This is a genomic window from Varibaculum vaginae (assembly GCF_900604285.1).
Taxonomy (GTDB): Bacteria; Actinomycetota; Actinomycetes; order Actinomycetales; family Actinomycetaceae; genus Varibaculum; species Varibaculum vaginae.
Map to the genome: position 1 here is coordinate 353,439 of NZ_UWNY01000001.1, position 16,842 is coordinate 370,280.

Genomic DNA, 16,842 nt, shown 5'->3' on the forward strand with positions numbered 1-16,842 from the left:
CCATTGCCTACGCCAGAAAAATTGATGAAAGGTTACGGGAAAATACGGCAGGTTGAAACGAAATGGAGCCGCTAATCGGACTTGAACCGATGACCTACGCTTTACGAGAGCGTTGCTCTACCAACTGAGCTATAGCGGCATAATGCCCCAGGCACCGTGTCAGTCTATCTAGCTTGGCGCCTGCTTTCCAAACTTTTCGACCAGGTAGAGCGGTTATTTTCGCCACGCTAGAAGTGCAGGCAGGGTGGAAAATAGAAATGAAAGGTTATATCTGGCGGATAGGTTAGTCATCGCAATCATGCTGGCGGGCACGGAAAGTGAATGCACTCTTGTGTGTACCAGTTTGTCTGCCCAGGCTGGATCAGAAGCCATTTCTCCTTAATAGGCAAACCTCAACAGGATCTGTGGGGTCAATGTATTGACTCAAATTTTAGTAGCTTCCGATACTAAGTCCACAGAGCTACAAACGCTCTCTTCAGCGTTTACTCAAAATGAATAACTACCCTAGGTTTTTAGCTATTTCCCATGCTTGTTGCAGCCAATCAAGCACTATCGCCTTTCTCAAATATCAAGGTGCTAATGGCTGATTTATAAGACAAGAACTGTCCGCTGCTTCTCGGAGGATAATCCACCCTGGTTGAGGCTGCCACGGTTTTCGTATACGGGTTGCATACTCGTCCCTAAAATTTTTTGCTCGATCTATTTGCGAAGTTTAAATGGGTTTTTGGGGTTTTATTTGTGGGGATGTTCCGGGGCTTTTAGCGGAATCAGCAGCGCAAACCCTATCCCTAGTAGCAGGGTGATTCCCAAGACTCCGAAATGCTGCGAACTGGCGCCTGCCGGCATGAAAAGTCTTCCGATCCATACGAACAGGGCAAATAAGGTGGGGGAGAGGAAAGATACCGCGCGCCCAGTAGTGGCATAAAGACCAAAAAGTTCACCCTCGCGTCCCTTAGGAATAATCCGAGCCAAGAAGGAGCGGGAGGCTGACTGGACGGGACCGACAAAAATACACAGCAATAACCCGAAGGACCAAAAGATTTTAGCGCCGCCACCGTGGGCAAAGAAGAGAATCAACCCTAGGGTGGTCATACATCCTAAGGAAAAAATCATTACTTTCTTTGGGCCGAAAAAGTCATCTGCAGCGCCACAAGCGATAGTGGCAATTCCTGCTACCACGTTGGCCACGATGGCGAAAATCATGACCTGACCGCCGTTTAGACCGAACACGGTGGATGCCAAGATAGCACCATAGGTAAACACGCCGGCTAGACCGTCCCGGAAAATCGCGGAAGCAATCAGGAAACGTAAAATCTCGGGTGCGGTACGGGCTAGACGTTTAATGGTTTCCCAGAGCTCTCTATAGGCAGCTTTAACCCCTGCTAGTCCCCCGAGTGGTTCTTGATCTTGACTGTCTATTCCCGACATAGTCACTGGATGGAGTTTCCCATCCGCACCCCGCCGGCGTCCCGGTAGCGCCACAATCACCGGAATCGAAAACACCCCGAACCAGATGGTGGCAAAGACCATGGCAATCCGGATATTCAAAAAGTTTTCCCCGGTAACCCCGAACCAGCCTACCTCGGGGGAAATGAAACCGACATAGAGCACTCCCAGTAAAATAATTCCACCCAAATAGCCCATACCCCAGCCAATCCCGGAGACTTTCCCCATGTTTTCTTTAGTGGAAACCCGAGCTAACATGGCGTTATAGTTTACAGAGGCAAACTCAAAGAATATATTTCCGAATGACAGCAACGCCACCCCTAGCCACAGCGCTCCAGTTTTTCCTAGGGGAGAGGTGGGGTAGACCGCGAACATTAGAGACATACAGATGGTAACCAAGGCGGAAAATAGTGCCAACATCCGGGTACCGCGACCTTTGTGATCGGCGCGTTGACCGGATACTGGTGCAACCAGAGCAATAACTAGTCCCGCAAAGGCTAGCCCAATCGATAAATCAGTGGTGGCTTGGTCTCCGGGAGCAAATAAATCTTTGCTGGTCAGGTAGACGGTAAAAACAAAAGTGGTGGCCACGGCGTTGAAGGCAGCGGAACCCCAGTCCCAAAGCGACCAAGCTAGTATCTTGCCCTTGGTGCGATCCTGGTTTTCAGCTAGTAAATCTTGCTGGTTGTCACCGTTGTCAGCCATAATTTTTTCTGCTCTCATTCTCAGTTTGAATTTTGTGCCATCCAGGTGGCTAGCTGTAAATCTAAAGGATAAGTGATTTTCAATGCTCGCCGCGATCCGGCCACGAAGTATTGCTGGTAACCCAGACGCGTCACTAACATAGCATCATCGAGAGCCCCACCCCGAACCTGGTCTGCTTCCTGCTCTTGCTGGTGGGCTGCAAAAATGATGTTTCCTGCAAATCCTTGCGGGGTTTGCACACAGCGCAGGCGGGAACGGTCAGGAGTAGCACCGGCCGGGGTAATCTCTAGCTCTTGGCGGGTAAAGCTCTCGCCCGCGATTTCCCGCACAGTATCGACTAACTCCGTAGCAGGTACTACCGCGGGGCATCCGGATGCGACTGCGGAACAAACCCGTTGGAACTGATCTAGGGGTGTGAGGGCGCGCGCGGCGTCATGAATCAAAACGATAGCGTCGGGATCATCTGGGGCTAACTGACCTTCGTCTTTATCAAAAGTTAAAAGTCCCTGTAAACCCTGATAGACCGAATATTGTCGGGTGGAGCCGCCGGCAACAATTTTACAGGGGTAGGGTAAAGCGGCATTTTGGACAATCTCGGTAAAAGCTTCTAAATAGTCTTGGGGAGCGGTAACTACCACTCCTACCAGGTCTTTCAGAGATTCGAGGGTGTGCAGGGCATGGTGTAACAGCGGACTACCCGCCAAATTTACGAGTGCTTTCGGTCCGGGATTACCTAACCGAGTTCCGGAACCGGCAGCCGTTACGACGCAGTAGATGCTGCGTCCCATAAGCAGTCCTTTAACCCTTACTTACTGTTTACCCGGTCGTGTTCTACCTGGGCTTCTTCCATGATTTTATCGAGGCGATCGGAGGCGGCTTCTTCGTCTTCGTCTTTAGCTAAGGCGAGTTCGGAAATCAGAATTGCCCGTGCCTTGGCTAACATCCGTTTTTCCCCCGCAGACAGCCCGCGCTCGTTATCGCGGAAAGTTAAATCCCGTACCACCTCCGAGACTTTCAAAATGTCTCCGGTAGCAATCTTCTCACCATTGGCCTTGTAGCGACGTGACCAATTGGAGGGCTCTTCAATATGGGGTTCCTGCAGTACGGCAAGCACTGCTTTGAGTCCTTCTTCGTCCACCACGTCGCGGACTCCCACCATATCCACATTTGCTGCCGGCACCTGGATAGTCATATCTCCATTGGTGACCCGGAGCATTAGGTAGGTGGTGTCCTCACCTTTGAGTTTGCGGGTAGTGATGTTTTCGATCACCGCGGCACCGTGATGGGGGTAAACAACGGTCTGGCCGATTTCAAATGTCATAAGTTACAGGCTCCCAAATACAAATTTTCCGGACACTATTCTATCGTAAATCGGTCTTACCTGCTAAAGGGGTTCGTTTCGTGGATCGGGCAGGGATAATCTGCTTGCTGCTGAGATTGTGTGATACGTCCTCACCAGCTTATTTTTAGCTTTTCCTGTTTTCTACCTTTAAAAATCTGGCAGATTTATCCAGCTATTTATTTTCGGAGAAAGCGGAAATAGTGAGGATGGTGGCCTCGGGTGGGCAAGCTAGACGCACCGGCGTGAACTTTGAGGTTCCTAAGCCTCGGGAAATATGTACTGTAGTTTTTCCGGTGGTGGCTGGGTTTAAAATTCCTGCCTGAGCTGTAAGCCTCTGTAAGTCAACCGGGGGATAGGTTCTTCCTAGGCGCACCCGAGGCGCCGGATTTTCAACAGTACCCATTTGCCAGGAACAAATTCCCCCCGAATAGGCAAGTGGTAAATCCGTGTTGTTCACTAGTGCCCCATAGCCCGGCAGGCAAACTTGACCTCCATGGGTATGTCCCGCGAGTACTAGGTCAGCTGCGCAAGCCGCATATTGGTCTAGGACACGGGCGTAAGGGGCGTGGGTGAGAGCGAGGCGTAAATCGGCTTTTCCCCAAGTATTTGGCAACTGCACCGCCTCGTCCCTTCCGATATGCGGATCATCGGTACCAGAAAGCGCTACCAGTACCTGCTGAGCTAGCCGCCCTTGTCGCGCCGGAGAAGTTACCTCTAGGGTAGCCACTTGGTTATTAAGGTCATTCCAGCCTCCCGAGATTAAGAAATTGCGAAATTCGGTGGTAGGAAGGTCGGGTACACGGCGAAGTTTTGGTTTCTTTTCCGGGAAAAAGTAGTGCAGTGGCACCTTGAATTGTCCCGAATAGTAGTCATTGGAACCAAATACAAAGGCGCCGGGAAGCTTTAGTAAAGGGGTAAGGGCGCGCCGCAGCATATCTAATCCTGAGGCATCGCAAAAGTTATCTCCGGTTAAAGCTACAAAATCTATCTCTGTAAACTCGGCCAGGGAAGCCACATATTTAGTTAGCCACTTATTTCCTGACCAAAGATGTAGGTCAGAAAGATGTAATATTCGCAGTTGCCAAGCAAGATTGGTCTGTTGGTTATCTGCTTTAGCAGCAGATTCCTGGCTGCCTGGTGTCTGTTGGGAATGCCCATATTCATTTGAGAAATTCGTTAGGTTTCTGCCTGCAGAAGGATTTTCTTCTAGTTCTAGCCCAGGTATTCCGGGTGTTTTATGCAGTTGATAGCGACGCAATTGGGGGGAGCGTGCCTCCACGAACGGATAGACCGCTGCAGATAAAGCCAATCCCCCTAAGATGCTACGCTTCCTCACAGCCTAATCTTCCTCGTAGATAACTGTCTCGGTAACATTGCTAGGACTGGGGCTAGGGGATTTCTCTTCATCTTGAGAATCCCTTTTCTTAACCGGTCGGCGCGGCCCTTGATTTAGAATCTTGCCTTCCCCAATATTGGCTTTGGGGAAAGTGGTAGCCGGCAGACCCTGTACCGCTTTCGCCATGTATTGTCTAAATCCCTCGGCAGGAATAGTCTGTCCATAAATGGTTCCCCAGTACCTGCCATTAACTGTCATTCCTTGTAACGGACGAATATTTCCTTGGGAGAAGCCCACCCAAACTGCGGTGGCCAGGTTGGGAGTTGCCCCTGCTGTCCAAGCCGCATCCGGCCTATCGGTAGTTCCGGTTTTTGCCAGCAATTCACGCCCAATATTCACCGAGCCTCCATAGGTTCGCGCGGTGGAAACCAGTACTTGAGCGGTTTTGTTAGCCACTTTCTCGTCAATGGTACGTTTACATTTCGCGGAAGGAACTCTAAATTTTTTACCTTCTGAATCCACTACTTTTTCCAGAGCAATCGGAGTGCAACGATTTCCTCCAGAGGCGATAGTTGCGAATGCATTTGCCATATTCAAGGGAGGAACCGAGGAAGCACCGATAACGAAAGAGGGACCAAGATTTTCTTTTACATCTGGATCTCCGTTGACCGCTCCCATTTTTTCGCTCATCTTATAAATGTCACAAAGGTTCAAGTTGGCCGCCATCGCAGCAAAAGTGGTGTTCAAAGACTGCTCGGTTCCCTCTAAAACGGTAGTGGCGTGATCATATCCGCCAAACGCGTTCTTTAAATCCCAATTTCCGGCCTGCACCGGACAGTTACCAGAAATCTTCCAATCCCCGGCGTTGAAGTGGTTCTTCCCGCCTACCATGGAATAGGCAGAGTAGCCATTATCGAACCAGCTAGCCAAAGTAACGACCTTATAGGAGGATCCCGGTTGGAATCCGGCACCCCCGCCATGCGCCTTGTCTACTCCGAAGGAGTTTTCTGTTGCTCGCGGATGTTCCTCATCGGGACTGCCGTAAGTGGTGTTTTGCGCTAAGGCGCGAATTTTTCCAGTCCCCGGTTCCAATGAGGATATCGCGATAGATAATCCAGAGGGATCCTTCTCTGGGATCTGATCCAAAGCGGCGTCGGTGGCGGCCTCTTGCATCTTTGAATCCATAGTGGTGTAAATCTTGAGACCCCCACGTAGCAGCAGCCGAGCACGGTCGTTAACTGACTTTCCGAAAGCGGGATTGTTGTAGATTTCATTAACCGCAAAAGCGCAAAAATAGGAGGCTTTCCCAGCCGCTCCACATCCCTGTTTTTCGGGGGAAATATTCAGCATTTCTGATATTTTACGGCTCTTAGCTTTTTCGTATTGCTTATAGGTAATCATTCGTTCCCGTAACATGGCCTTTAAGACCTGGTCGCGACGATTCTTTCCCGCCTCGGGATGTACCGTGGGATCATATTTTGCCGGGGACTGAGTCATCCCAGCAAGTAACGCACCCTCGCCAATCGATAGATCTTTAGCACCCTTGGAAAAATAGTAACGGCTAGCGGATTCCACTCCGTAAACCGAAGCTCCATAGGGGGCAATATTTAAGTACCCCTCTAAAATCTGGTCTTTGGAAAGTTTCTTTTCGATAGCTAGGGCGTCTTTGGCTTCCCGCAGTTTCCGGGAAATGCTTTGTTCGCGGGCTTTGCGAACCTCGTTTGTATCCCCCGAGCGTAATCCTCTGTCAATCAGGGTGTTCTTGACTAGCTGTTGGGTAAGGGTAGAAGCACCTTGGGTATCGCGACCAGCTAAATTATTGACGATGGCGCGAGCCATTCCTTCCAGATCTACCCCCCGGTGTTCGTAGAAACGGTGATCCTCGATGGCAATCGTCCCTTTTTGTACCCAGGGGGACATATCCTTAAGTTTGACTATGATTCGGTTCTCTGCGTAAAAGCGAGCGATTTCTTTGCCGTCGTGGGAGTAAAGAACGGATTGTTGGGAAGGCGGGGTGGGTTTAAACACACTGGGAATCTCGGTCATTGCGCTCATCCCTACCCGAGCCGTTAGCCCAGCTATGCCCACGACGGGGAGGGAAAGCCCGGCTAACAGTACTGCTGCCAGTGCGATTAGAGCCGCCATTGCCGTCAAGGTACGGCGGAGCTGCTGGCGTGGCAGATAACGATCAGTGCCTTTTTGCATATTCCTACCCTACTTTGCCTGACCTGATTTCGACACCTTCAAGGGCAGTTGGCGCGCAGATTGTGGGCAATCACCATCGGGCGGTCTGGGTAGAATCTTCCTCTCGTTTTCATTTTGTGTTTTTAGCAAAATGTAGGTACGGTCACATATATGGGCAATGTCGCCACAAGAGTTCAAGGAGTGAACAATGAGTTTTAGCCAGGATGAGACGTGGGCTGCGCGGGCTCTGTGTGCTAGCCAAGAACCAGATGCGCTGTTTGTACAGGGTGCGGCGCAAAGACAGGTTCGAACTCGCTGCTTCTCATGTCCGGTACGTCTAGAATGTTTGGCTGATGCTCTGCAATCGGAAGCAAATTATGGGGTTTGGGGCGGCCTTACCGAGCGGGAACGCCGGGCGATGCTGCGCTACTACGATGAGGTCACCGACTGGTGGGAGTGGCTTAATCATTCTTCTGACGAACTCGCAGCCGAGCTGCGCCAGCCTGCCACCCCAAACGTTTTGGCTCGAGTACGCTAAGAATCGCATTATCGTTAGACTTGAGTCATGACTAAATGGGAATATGCGACTATTCCGTTACTGTCGCACAATACGAAAGCAATTCTTGATAACTGGGGCGAGGACGGTTGGGAGCTGGTAAGCGTAATCGCCGGCCCAAATGGTTGGGAAAACCCGGTTGCCTATTTAAAGCGTCCGCGCGGTGAGTAAAATGTCGCAGGTATCAAATCGTCTAGTTGACGCGGGGTTATCTTTACCTCCGGTAGCAACGCCAGTAGCAGCCTATACGCCGGCGATCGCCCTTCAGGGCGAGGGTGGATTAGTGGTGCGAACCTCCGGACAGATTCCAGTAGTAGACGGACAGCTGGTGGCAACCGGTTTGGTGGGGGCAGAAGTTAATCCTCAAGACGCTTATAACGCTGCCCAGGTGTGTGCCCTCAACGCTCTGGCTGCTGCCGCCGAGATAGTGGGTGGGGTGGATCTCCTAGAGAGGGTACTAAAAGTTACTGTTTTCGTGGCATCTGTCCCCGGTTTTACCGGTCAAGCGAGTGTTGCCAATGGAGCTTCGGATACCTTTGGGAAGCTGTTTGACCAGCCTCATATTCGCTCCGCAGTCGGGGTAGCTTCCCTGCCACTAGGGGCGCCTTGCGAGGTAGAGGTAGAGTTCCTAGCTCACGCATAAAGGCAGCGCATACCCGGTTAGCTAGTTTTCTTGGCGCTAACCGTGGCAGCGCACCGCGCCGACCAGTAAACAATGCCGGTAAAAATCACGGTGCCTAATGTGCAAATAAGCTGCATAGACACTGCCATTTCGGCGGTTAGCGCGGCGATGGCGAATCCATTAACTACGCAAATTACTGCACACGCCCCTAGCAGGGGAGCGGCTGCGCGGTGAGCGTTTAGCCACGCATTATCATTAGTAGTTGTAGTGGCATTTACCACCCCCCAACGGGAACCGCGGGGTAGGTGGTCGCGATGAAATAAAATCAACCCCGTCCCTAGGTAGGCTGCCAGCAACAGATAGCAGATACCAATTACCAGCGCAATCATTTATCTCTTCCCTTCCTCCGGTGAGTTCAGTTCAAACTTTAATGGATTTTCCCGGCGTTTCAGGGCGTCGACTAGGGAAAATAAGAAAGCGATGATGATGAAAGCGATTACCGCGCTCATCCCATAGCTAAATGCCCCGGTATAAGCTTCCCGGGCAGGGGTACTTCCGGGAGATGCATCGATGCTTCGCAGCCGTAGGTAAAAAGCTAAAGTGGCTCCCGCCAGCCCGATTGCACCTCCTACCCGTTGGGCGGTTTGGGAAATTCCCCCAGCAGCTCCGGCTCTCCCTGCCGGTACCGAAAGCAGTGAGAGTGCTTGGGCGGGAGAAAAGAAAATTCCCGAGCCTAAACCTGAACCAAACATGGAGATTATTAGCAGGTAGGGAATGGTGTCCGGGGAGGCAATGCGGGTAATTAACACTGTAATAACCAAACAAAGAATAACTAGGGCGCAGGAAATAACTAGAATCCAACGACCCCACTTTAGGGTTAGGCGTGAAGATTGGGCAGAAGCAATCGCCGAACCCAACGCTAAAGGAATCTGTAAAAGCCCAGCTACTAGGGGACTTATTCCTAGGCCTTGCTGTAGATAGAGGGTGTAAATAATAAATAATGCCGTCCAACCTGCGCTAAAGGCGGTTAATACCGTCGTGCCCACCATGTAGGAGGCATCCAGGAGCAGGGAGCGGGGCATGACTACCGGAATCTCGCGTCTTTCACGAGAGTTTTCCAGTGCCCAAAATCCCAGAAAACCTAGAGCTCCTCCCGGTAGTAACAACCAGCGCCAGGTGCCGAATCCGCCACTGGGCATTGTGGCGTCAATAAAGGGATACATCACGGCCAAAAATGCTGCCGCTAGCACCAAGATTCCCGGAAGATCCAGGCGAGTGTCGCTGGTTAATTTGGCAGGGTCGGGGGCAATAGTATGGTAGGTTACGAAAATAATTACTATGCAGATGGGGATATTAATTAAAAATGCGGCTCTCCATCCCAGATTGGTACCTAACATTGCGATCAGCAGCCCGCCCATAGTGGGGCCGATAGCGGTGGCAATTCCGATAATCATTCCGAAGGATCCATAGGCACGGGCACGTTCTTGCCCGTGGAAAAGTATTTGGATCAGACCTAATATTTGGGGACTGATAATAGCTGCACCAACGCCTGCCAACAGGCGCATTAGGATTAAAGTTAGGGGTGTCATGGCGAGTCCAGCTCCTAATGAGGATACTGCGAACACTGCTACCCCGATTACGAAAAGACGGCGATGACCCCAGGTATCCCCCAATCTTCCGGAAGGAATTAGCGCCAAGCCAAAAACCAGGGTATAGCCAGCCATAATCCATTGCACGTCGTTACTGGTTAGCCGTAACGCCTTGGTCATGGAAGGGATTGATACGTTGAGCATTGACACTGCCAGTAAGGTTAAGGCTGCAGCTGAAAGTAAGGTGTAAAGAGCGCGGTAGTGTTGGCGCTGGTCTGGCTGTGGATTGTGCATTGGTTATAGCCTAAGGGGTGGCGAGGTAAAAGCGTTAGTGCATACAGGGTGCAAGCATTGCCACAGTTTTTGGAAACTTGAGGAGGTTGGGGCTTGAGCCGAAAAATTTCTGATGAGGACGGACAGCCGGCTTTAGCAGCTTGGAGGACGCGAAAGGCCAGTCGGGAAGAAATCGGTACTGCGGTGCGTTACAGCTTACAGCTTTTAGCTCAGCGTTATCCTGGGCAGGCGGTTGAGGTGCGGGTACCACCCTTTGGGGCAGTACAGATTGGCACGGGAACTGTACATCGGAGGGGAACTCCTCCAGCGGTGGTCGAGATGAAAACGGATACTTGGCTTGCTTTAGCTATGGGGATTCTTACCTGGGAAAAGGCAGTGGAAAGTCAGGTGATTAGTGCTACCGGGGTGGGTTCAGATTTAACTGCCTATTTGCCGGTATTTTCCCCGCCGCAGTCACTGTCATAGCCCGTAACTAGCTGTTTATATAAAGATCCCATCATCCTCGATTCGCTAATGGGGAAACTAGACCACTGTATAAAAACTGCCCGTAACGTAGAATATGGTTACTTAGAGCAATAGCTCTCCGCAATGGATAGGAGCGATTTAAAAATGTCAGATCCGCAGCAATCCGTGCCTGCCACTCCGGGTTACCATCCCGTACCGGGCACCCCGCCAGCTCATCGGCCGGCTCCGGGAGTCCCGGCTACACCCGGTTATCACTCTAATAAAAATACCGCAGATGAGGGCGCGACTCAGGGTTCTGGGAGTCAGTCAGGAGAAAGCACTGTCGGTTTGGGCGCAGCCAAGGCATCCTCTGGTGCAGATAGCAAGATTTCATCCTATGCTTTCCCTATGGGTGCCGCCTCAGCTGGAGCTGAAAACGACGTGAACAGTCGTGACTCTTCTGGCCTGCAGGGTAAAACTGCCTCGAATCGCCCTAATTTGGGAACCCTGATATCCAAGTTATCTGACCAGATACAGGCGCTGGTAAAGGGTGAAATTGAACTGGCGAAAGTTAAAGCCACCAATATGCTCAAGCGTTCCGGGGTGGGAATCGCCTTGCTGGTAGTGGCAGGGGTGCTCGTCCTCTATATGCTGGGATTTCTGTTTGGAGCAGCTGGGGATGCCCTCTCGCTAGTGGTACCGATTTGGGCAGCAAAACTGATCGTGGCAGGCATTCTTATGGTGCTGGCGGCGATTTTAGCGCTGATAGGTAAGGCTTCATTGAAAAAAGGATTGTCTGATAAACCGGATCCGCAAGCGGGAATAAAAGAAGGTATCGAGGCGGTAAAGAAAGGCTTGGAATAGCATGACACCACGTAGCGAAAGTCAGATTAAGGCAGATCTTGAGGCCGCGCGGGCAGACCTGAGTGACACGGTAGAAGAGCTCTCCGACTATTTTTCCCCAAAAGCCAATGTGGAACGAGCGAAAGCTGATGCCCAACAGAAGGCACGTGCCTTTGCGGATAGGGCTCAAAATACGGTGGAGCAGGCCAGTGCGGGTAAGCCCGAGGCGATTAAGAAAGTCGCAGCTGTAGCTGGGGGCGCGCTCTTGTTGGGGGCACTAATAGTGCGCCGGATATTAAAGTAATTTCCAATCACCAGTTTGCTGAAGCGAAAGATTCTCCCGCAACTTCGTGTGCCGTGGAACTCAACCGTGGATTTGAATGGTCATAGCGCTCGTAATGCGGTATCTTTTTATACAGAACATTTAAGGAAGGTTTTAGGGTGCGTTTAACGTACCCGTGATTATAGTGGAGGGGGTCACGCCATGGGGCGCGGCCGTCAAAAGGCTAAACAGACAAAAGTAGCGCGCAAGCTAAAGTATTACAGTCCCGAGACGGATTACGAGGCACTGCAGCGAGAGCTGCAGGCTAAACAGCGTGATCACGTCGCTGAAGATAGGGACGACGATTACGAAGATTGGCGCGATCATATTCCGTCCGCAACTGATGACGACTGGTTTAACTAACTGTCGGACTATCCGTTTCTACTAGCGGTTGACAGTTAGAGGTGTGGCAGATATATAGCTGTCAGCACCCTAGCTAGGCGATTGTCTGCACGATAAATCAGAGTCACCTATCGGCGATACCCTGACGGAAACTACTGGTTTGCGCACTAATCCGTAGAAGAGATTGCCTGAAGGATTGGCATTTTGCGGGCGCGTCGTGCTGGCAGTAGAGCCGCTAAAGTTCCTACCAGCACCGCTAATAGGCAAATCCAGCCTAGTGAGACCCAGGGAACTTTGATAGTGCTGATTCCTTGTTCAGATAGGTATCGGCAAACAAACACTGCAAGCGACACTCCACCGCCTATCCCTAAAAGCGTGCCTGCCAGGCTAATCAATATAGACTCCACCGTAATTATCAGGGAAAGCCCGAAAGAAGAAATACCCACCGTGCGGATTAAACCCAGTTCTCTGAAGCGTTGCTGCACCGAAAGCGAAAGGGTGTTCATAATCCCTAAAGCTGCGATTATCAGCGATAAGGCAAGCAGTGCGTATAGGATGGCCAGCACTTGATCGACGGTATCAGCCAATTTGTCGGCAAGCTGATCTTGATTTTGCACCACCATAAAAGGATTGTCAGCAATCGTTTTTTCCACTGCGTGTTGCACCTTATCCTGGTCAGCGTCAGGTTTAAGCTCGATGGCTGCGGTAGCGGTGATATCGGCAGCTACCGGGCCTAACTTGGCTGATAATGAATGGGGTAACACCACATCCATAAATAAGAAACCGCTGTCTACGGTGGCGGCAATGCTTACGGTTGTCCGCCCGCGAATTCCAACTACCTCGAAGGTATCTTTGGGGCCAAGTCCTTGAGATTTTGCCCAGGTACGGGAAACTATTGCCTGTGGAGCAGTAGGGGATTGGGCAAAATATTTTTGAACCGAGCCTGAGGTGGCACTAATCCGAGCATAACGTTGGAACTGGGGATGGGTAACTTGCATCATGGTGTCAGCTGGATTCTTGCCTGGAACCAGTACTTGGAAAACTGCCATGCCGGTCATGGGATTCACCCGCTTAACTCCGGGAACTTTGGCCACTTTGTCTATTAAAGTTTTAGAAATAGATACTACTCGAGGCTCGGGAGCAATCATTAAATCAATATTTACCTGCTGCTTTACCATGGATTCGGTAGATGCTTTAGTTGAAGCAGCTAGGGTTGCTCCCACTGCCACCAGGGCAACCCCGATCATTAAAGCAGCTGCGGTGTTACCAGTTTGTCGTAGATTTGCGGTCAATGTGCGCATCGCTAAGCGGGCATGAGGGCGCAACCACCAAAGTAGCCCCGCTAAGGCTCTTACTACCACTGCGGACAAGGGGGTTACCAAAACCAGCAGCGACAGCAAAAACAATGCAGCCCCAATTCCTAACCGAAGCCCGCTATGTCCCCCATCAGATGATGCCCAGGCCAGCAGAACTATCGCTACTGCAAGTAGCAGCGTTCCGATAATCACTCGCGTCCACAAAGGCTTTTGGGTTTGCGTATTTTGCCGCATCGCCTCTACCGGAGGAGTCAGCGCTGCCGAGCGGGCTGGCCATAGGGAACCAATGACCGTAACGGTGATGCCCACGGTTAAAGCCAACAGGGTAATTGACCACGACCAGCTAATATGTAGTATTTCAAATCCAGCTTTTGCCAAGCCCCAGGAAATCAGGCGAGTGAGCAGATAACCGACTCCCACCCCAATTAGGGAACCTAAAATACCGACCAGTAGCCCCTGGAAAGCCACCACGAAAAATACTTGTCCCCCGCCAGCACCGATTGCCCGCAGCATGGCGAACTGTGGTTGCTGGGCGCGTACCATCATTTGGAAAGTATTGGTAATGATAAACGCCCCTACGAATAGGGCAATTACCGCAAACACCAGTAGGAATACGTTCACGAAATCGAGGGAGGAGCTAGCCGCAGTATTGATTTCCTCGTTGTATTCCGCCTGGGTCATTACTTCTGCAGTTTTAGAAAAGTTTTTATTGAGGCTGGCGCGAATACTCTGAGCGGAAACCCCTTTTTCAGCGGTAATGCCAATAGCTCTAGTTTCCGGGGGTATCGGCTTTTGGGACAGCGCTTCAAAGCCCTTCTCAGACGTAAAAACATAGTTGGTAAAAGCTACCGGATCTGGGAAACGGTAAATACCAGAAACTTTGGCGGGTATTCCTTCACTGGAAACATAAACTTTTAGGTTTTTACCCGGAGAGATTCCCAGGCGCTTAGCCGCGGATTCTTCAAGCGCAATCTGATTTTTAGCGCGAGGAGCCTGTCCGTTGATCAGCTGAGGTTGGCTAGTGTGTCCCGGGTAAATCACCTGTAAAATCGAAACCTGTTTGTCTTTGCCCAGGCGCTTACTGTACTGGTCAGTCAGCATAGAAAAATCTGTCAGATAGGGGTCGGCGTATTTGACCCCAGAAACTGTTTCGGCCTGGTGAGCTACTGTTAAAGGTAGATTTGCCCGCACGGGAGCTTCGCCCTGGGTACTGCTGCCTTGAGTTTTCCCCACCAGGTAATACTGATAGGTACTGGTGGTGGAAATTAGCGAATTGTACGAGTCAGCAAGGGTGGCGCGCAGCGCGAAAATCCCGGATAAAAAAGCAACCCCCAGCACTACTGCCAGTAGCGCCATTTGGAAACGCAGCAGGTGATCACAGAGGTTGCGCCAAGCTATTCTAATCATGCTTTATCCCGGGGCTCATGGAATGATGCAATCGCGTCCTGCGAAGAATCCAGCAGTGCTTCGGCCTTCTTAATCATGGCCAGCAGGCGTTGTTTTTCCTGGCTCAAGGTATCTTCCGGAGTGCGCGGTATCGGCCTGCTCTGGTCGCTAGCTTGGTCTTTTTTATTGGTTTTTACAGTCAAATTACCGGTGTCACCAGTGGTTTTGTGACGAGTATTACTGGGGTTGGTGAGTGAGGATGTGGGTTCGTACTTGGTGGCTGCCTCGATATGGCGGGACCAATTCTTCGAAGTTTTTTCCGAATTTTCCGGGTGTTTAGTTGTCGATTTTACCTGTGATTTGGTCGTATCTATGTCATTTTTATTCGCGGGCATATCCTCCCAAAAATCTGAAGTTTCTTTTACGGGATTTGAAAACACTGAATAAAGATCTGACCAGCGTTTACTATCTTCAGGTCTTTGGGAATCTTTTCTTAAGGGGCTCTCTGGTGGATCCAGGGGGAGGTTAGTCGCTACCGCACTGCTGGCGGGTTCAGTAGGTGTCGATTTGAGGCTTTGCTTTGGCAGTGGCAATGCTACCGACCGTTTCTTTACCGGTAAGCTTTTTGTAGTGACGTTAGTATCACCTTTACTGCTCGCGGATTTGAGATTTACTTCTTGCTCTTTCTGAGAGGGGAGAGAGACTGCTGGCTTAACGGTAGTAACTTCATCCTTGCTGGTTTTGGTAGGTTGTTGGCCTGGTTTAGGAGTCCATCCCTGCCAAGTGGTACCTCGCTCATCATGGGTTTTCCAAACGCTACCACTAAGTTGCGGAGTCGCTTTCTTAGGAGCGGTCTTTGGTTTAGCAGGAGAAGTAAGGTTACTGGTAGAGGTGGTGTTTGCTCGGGCAACGGTTCTCTTAGTTGTCTTCGGAGTGAACTTCTCTCTTGCGAGGGCGCGCCGCGCACCCTCTTTCGTAAGTAATTCTGCAGGTACTACTGGTTTAGACGGCCCCATTAAGGCATTGATTGCCCCGGTATCTAGACCCGTTACTGGATTATCTGCCGGGTGAGGAACTGGAGCACTGGTTATCGGGCTAGTTTTAACTTCGATTTTAGCACCCCTAGCTACCTGCAAGTTCGCTAGCTTTTCCTGCATTTTTTCCCGATCTGGCCAAGCCCCAGTTTTATTTCCTGCCGGCAAGAAACCTTTACCTTTTTGCGCAATGGTTTCTGGGCGGCTAAACCGACTCTTGAACCTTTCCAAAGGATATGATTGCACGAACTGCGGCAACTTGGTTTGTGCTGCCAATACCCGTTCTCGTTCGGGATGATCAAGTTCAGCAACGATTTTGCCGTCTAAGAGGAAAAGTACCCGGTCAGCATAGGAGGCAGCCGAGGCCTCGTGAGTAACCATTACTACCGATTGACCAAAGTCATTGACCGCTTCCCGCAGGTAATGCAGAACTTGCTGCGAGGATTCAGAATCCAAGTTTCCGGTAGGTTCATCCGCAAATAGTACTACTGCATCCTGCATTAAGGCACGAGCGCATGCTACCCGTTGCTGCTGTCCCCCCGAGAGTTCCGAGGGACGATGGGATAAGCGATCTTTCAGTCCTAAAGCTGCAATTACCCGTTCAAAACGTTCTTGCGGGACTTTACGGCGGGCAATTTCGAAAGGTAACAGGATGTTCTCTTTCGCGTTCAGCGTGGGTATTAGGTTAAATGCCTGGAAAATAAAACTAATATGATCGCGGCGTAGCCGAGTGAGGCGGCGCTGATTCATACCTACGATTTCCGTGCCATCAATCTTGATGGAGCCGGAAGTAGCAGACTCAAAACCCGCTAAACAGTGCATAAACGTAGATTTTCCAGACCCGGATGGCCCCATAATCGCGGTAAAGTGCCGCCGGGCGATTCCTATGGAAATATGATCAAGGGCACGTACCTTGCCCGCGCCAGAAACGTAATCTTTGGTTAAGTTATTGACCGTAATTACAGGATCAGAAACACTGGAAGGCAATTGGAGTCCAGTCTTGAGGCGGGCATCTGCGGGGTTCACCATGTGTTTTATGTTATCTCATCCCGCGAGAGGTGCAGGTGGTGCCACTCGTACC

Annotated in this window: 16 protein-coding genes and 1 tRNA gene; 7 read left to right on the plus strand and 10 right to left on the minus strand. The window is 50.9% G+C overall.

Annotation, left to right across the window (positions count from 1 at the left end):
• Positions 1–63: 63 nt before the first annotated feature.
• From EFB02_RS01505 to EFB02_RS01530, 6 genes are all read right to left on the minus strand, one after another.
• Positions 64–139 (minus strand) — tRNA-Thr (locus EFB02_RS01505).
• Between the two features lie 593 nt (positions 140–732).
• Positions 733–2,151 (minus strand): MFS transporter, encoded by a 1,419-nt coding sequence (locus EFB02_RS01510; RefSeq protein WP_122820613.1) that lies wholly within the window; start codon positions 2,149–2,151, stop codon positions 733–735.
• Positions 2,152–2,171: 20 nt separating this feature from the next.
• Complete coding sequence (locus EFB02_RS01515; protein WP_122819721.1) at positions 2,172–2,939, minus strand: IspD/TarI family cytidylyltransferase; 768 nt, start codon at positions 2,937–2,939, stop codon at positions 2,172–2,174.
• 17 nt (positions 2,940–2,956) lie between these two features.
• Positions 2,957–3,472, minus strand: coding sequence for a CarD family transcriptional regulator (locus tag EFB02_RS01520; RefSeq protein ID WP_122819723.1), 516 nt, complete (start codon positions 3,470–3,472; stop codon positions 2,957–2,959).
• Between the two features lie 193 nt (positions 3,473–3,665).
• Complete coding sequence (locus EFB02_RS01525) at positions 3,666–4,829, minus strand: metallophosphoesterase (protein ID WP_122819725.1); 1,164 nt, start codon at positions 4,827–4,829, stop codon at positions 3,666–3,668.
• Between the two features lie 3 nt (positions 4,830–4,832).
• Positions 4,833–7,034, minus strand: a complete 2,202-nt coding sequence (locus tag EFB02_RS01530) for a transglycosylase domain-containing protein (RefSeq protein ID WP_122819727.1) — start codon at positions 7,032–7,034, stop codon at positions 4,833–4,835.
• A 187-nt stretch (positions 7,035–7,221) separates the two neighbouring features.
• Here EFB02_RS01530 and EFB02_RS01535 point away from each other — a divergent pair, with 187 nt between their 5' ends.
• The 3 genes from EFB02_RS01535 to EFB02_RS01545 are packed head-to-tail and all read left to right on the plus strand — an operon-like array spanning position 7,222 to position 8,212.
• On the plus strand, positions 7,222–7,551 hold the full coding sequence (locus tag EFB02_RS01535) for a WhiB family transcriptional regulator (protein WP_122819729.1): 330 nt from the start codon (positions 7,222–7,224) through the stop codon (positions 7,549–7,551).
• A 27-nt stretch (positions 7,552–7,578) separates the two neighbouring features.
• Positions 7,579–7,740: a Sp36 family protein gene (sp36, locus tag EFB02_RS01540; protein ID WP_022864469.1), complete on the plus strand. Its 162-nt coding sequence runs from the start codon at positions 7,579–7,581 to the stop codon at positions 7,738–7,740.
• A 1-nt stretch (position 7,741) separates the two neighbouring features.
• Positions 7,742–8,212 carry a RidA family protein gene (locus EFB02_RS01545; RefSeq protein WP_122819731.1) on the plus strand — a complete coding sequence of 157 codons (471 nt, stop codon included), beginning with the start codon at positions 7,742–7,744 and terminating at the stop codon, positions 8,210–8,212.
• Positions 8,213–8,229: 17 nt separating this feature from the next.
• Here the strand turns inward: EFB02_RS01545 and EFB02_RS01550 are convergent, their stop codons facing one another.
• Positions 8,230–8,580 (minus strand): hypothetical protein, encoded by a 351-nt coding sequence (locus tag EFB02_RS01550; protein ID WP_122819733.1) that lies wholly within the window; start codon positions 8,578–8,580, stop codon positions 8,230–8,232.
• On the minus strand, positions 8,581–10,074 hold the full coding sequence (locus EFB02_RS01555) for an MFS transporter (RefSeq protein WP_122819734.1): 1,494 nt from the start codon (positions 10,072–10,074) through the stop codon (positions 8,581–8,583).
• A 93-nt stretch (positions 10,075–10,167) separates the two neighbouring features.
• Between EFB02_RS01555 and EFB02_RS01560 the strand changes: the two genes are divergently transcribed.
• The 4 genes from EFB02_RS01560 (at position 10,168) to EFB02_RS01575 (ending at position 12,046) form a co-directional block, all read left to right on the plus strand.
• Positions 10,168–10,539, plus strand: coding sequence for a sterol carrier family protein (locus tag EFB02_RS01560; protein ID WP_122819736.1), 372 nt, complete (start codon positions 10,168–10,170; stop codon positions 10,537–10,539).
• A gap of 123 nt (positions 10,540–10,662) precedes the next feature.
• Positions 10,663–11,382: a phage holin family protein gene (locus EFB02_RS08785; RefSeq protein WP_234992689.1), complete on the plus strand. Its 720-nt coding sequence runs from the start codon at positions 10,663–10,665 to the stop codon at positions 11,380–11,382.
• Position 11,383: 1 nt separating this feature from the next.
• A complete protein-coding gene (locus EFB02_RS01570; RefSeq protein ID WP_122819738.1) occupies positions 11,384–11,665 on the plus strand; it encodes a DUF3618 domain-containing protein in 282 nt (93 codons plus the stop codon).
• Between the two features lie 180 nt (positions 11,666–11,845).
• Complete coding sequence (locus EFB02_RS01575; protein WP_122819740.1) at positions 11,846–12,046, plus strand: DUF3073 domain-containing protein; 201 nt, start codon at positions 11,846–11,848, stop codon at positions 12,044–12,046.
• Positions 12,047–12,192: 146 nt separating this feature from the next.
• On the opposite strand, the gene EFB02_RS01580 is transcribed toward EFB02_RS01575, so the two are convergent.
• Together EFB02_RS01580 and EFB02_RS08890 are read right to left on the minus strand one after the other, a co-directional pair.
• Positions 12,193–14,748 carry an ABC transporter permease gene (locus tag EFB02_RS01580; RefSeq protein WP_122819742.1) on the minus strand — a complete coding sequence of 852 codons (2,556 nt, stop codon included), beginning with the start codon at positions 14,746–14,748 and terminating at the stop codon, positions 12,193–12,195.
• Positions 14,745–16,790: an ATP-binding cassette domain-containing protein gene (locus tag EFB02_RS08890; RefSeq protein WP_122819744.1), complete on the minus strand. Its 2,046-nt coding sequence runs from the start codon at positions 16,788–16,790 to the stop codon at positions 14,745–14,747. The genes EFB02_RS01580 and EFB02_RS08890 overlap by 4 nt, the downstream gene beginning before the upstream one ends.
• Between the last annotated feature and the right edge of the window lie 52 nt (positions 16,791–16,842).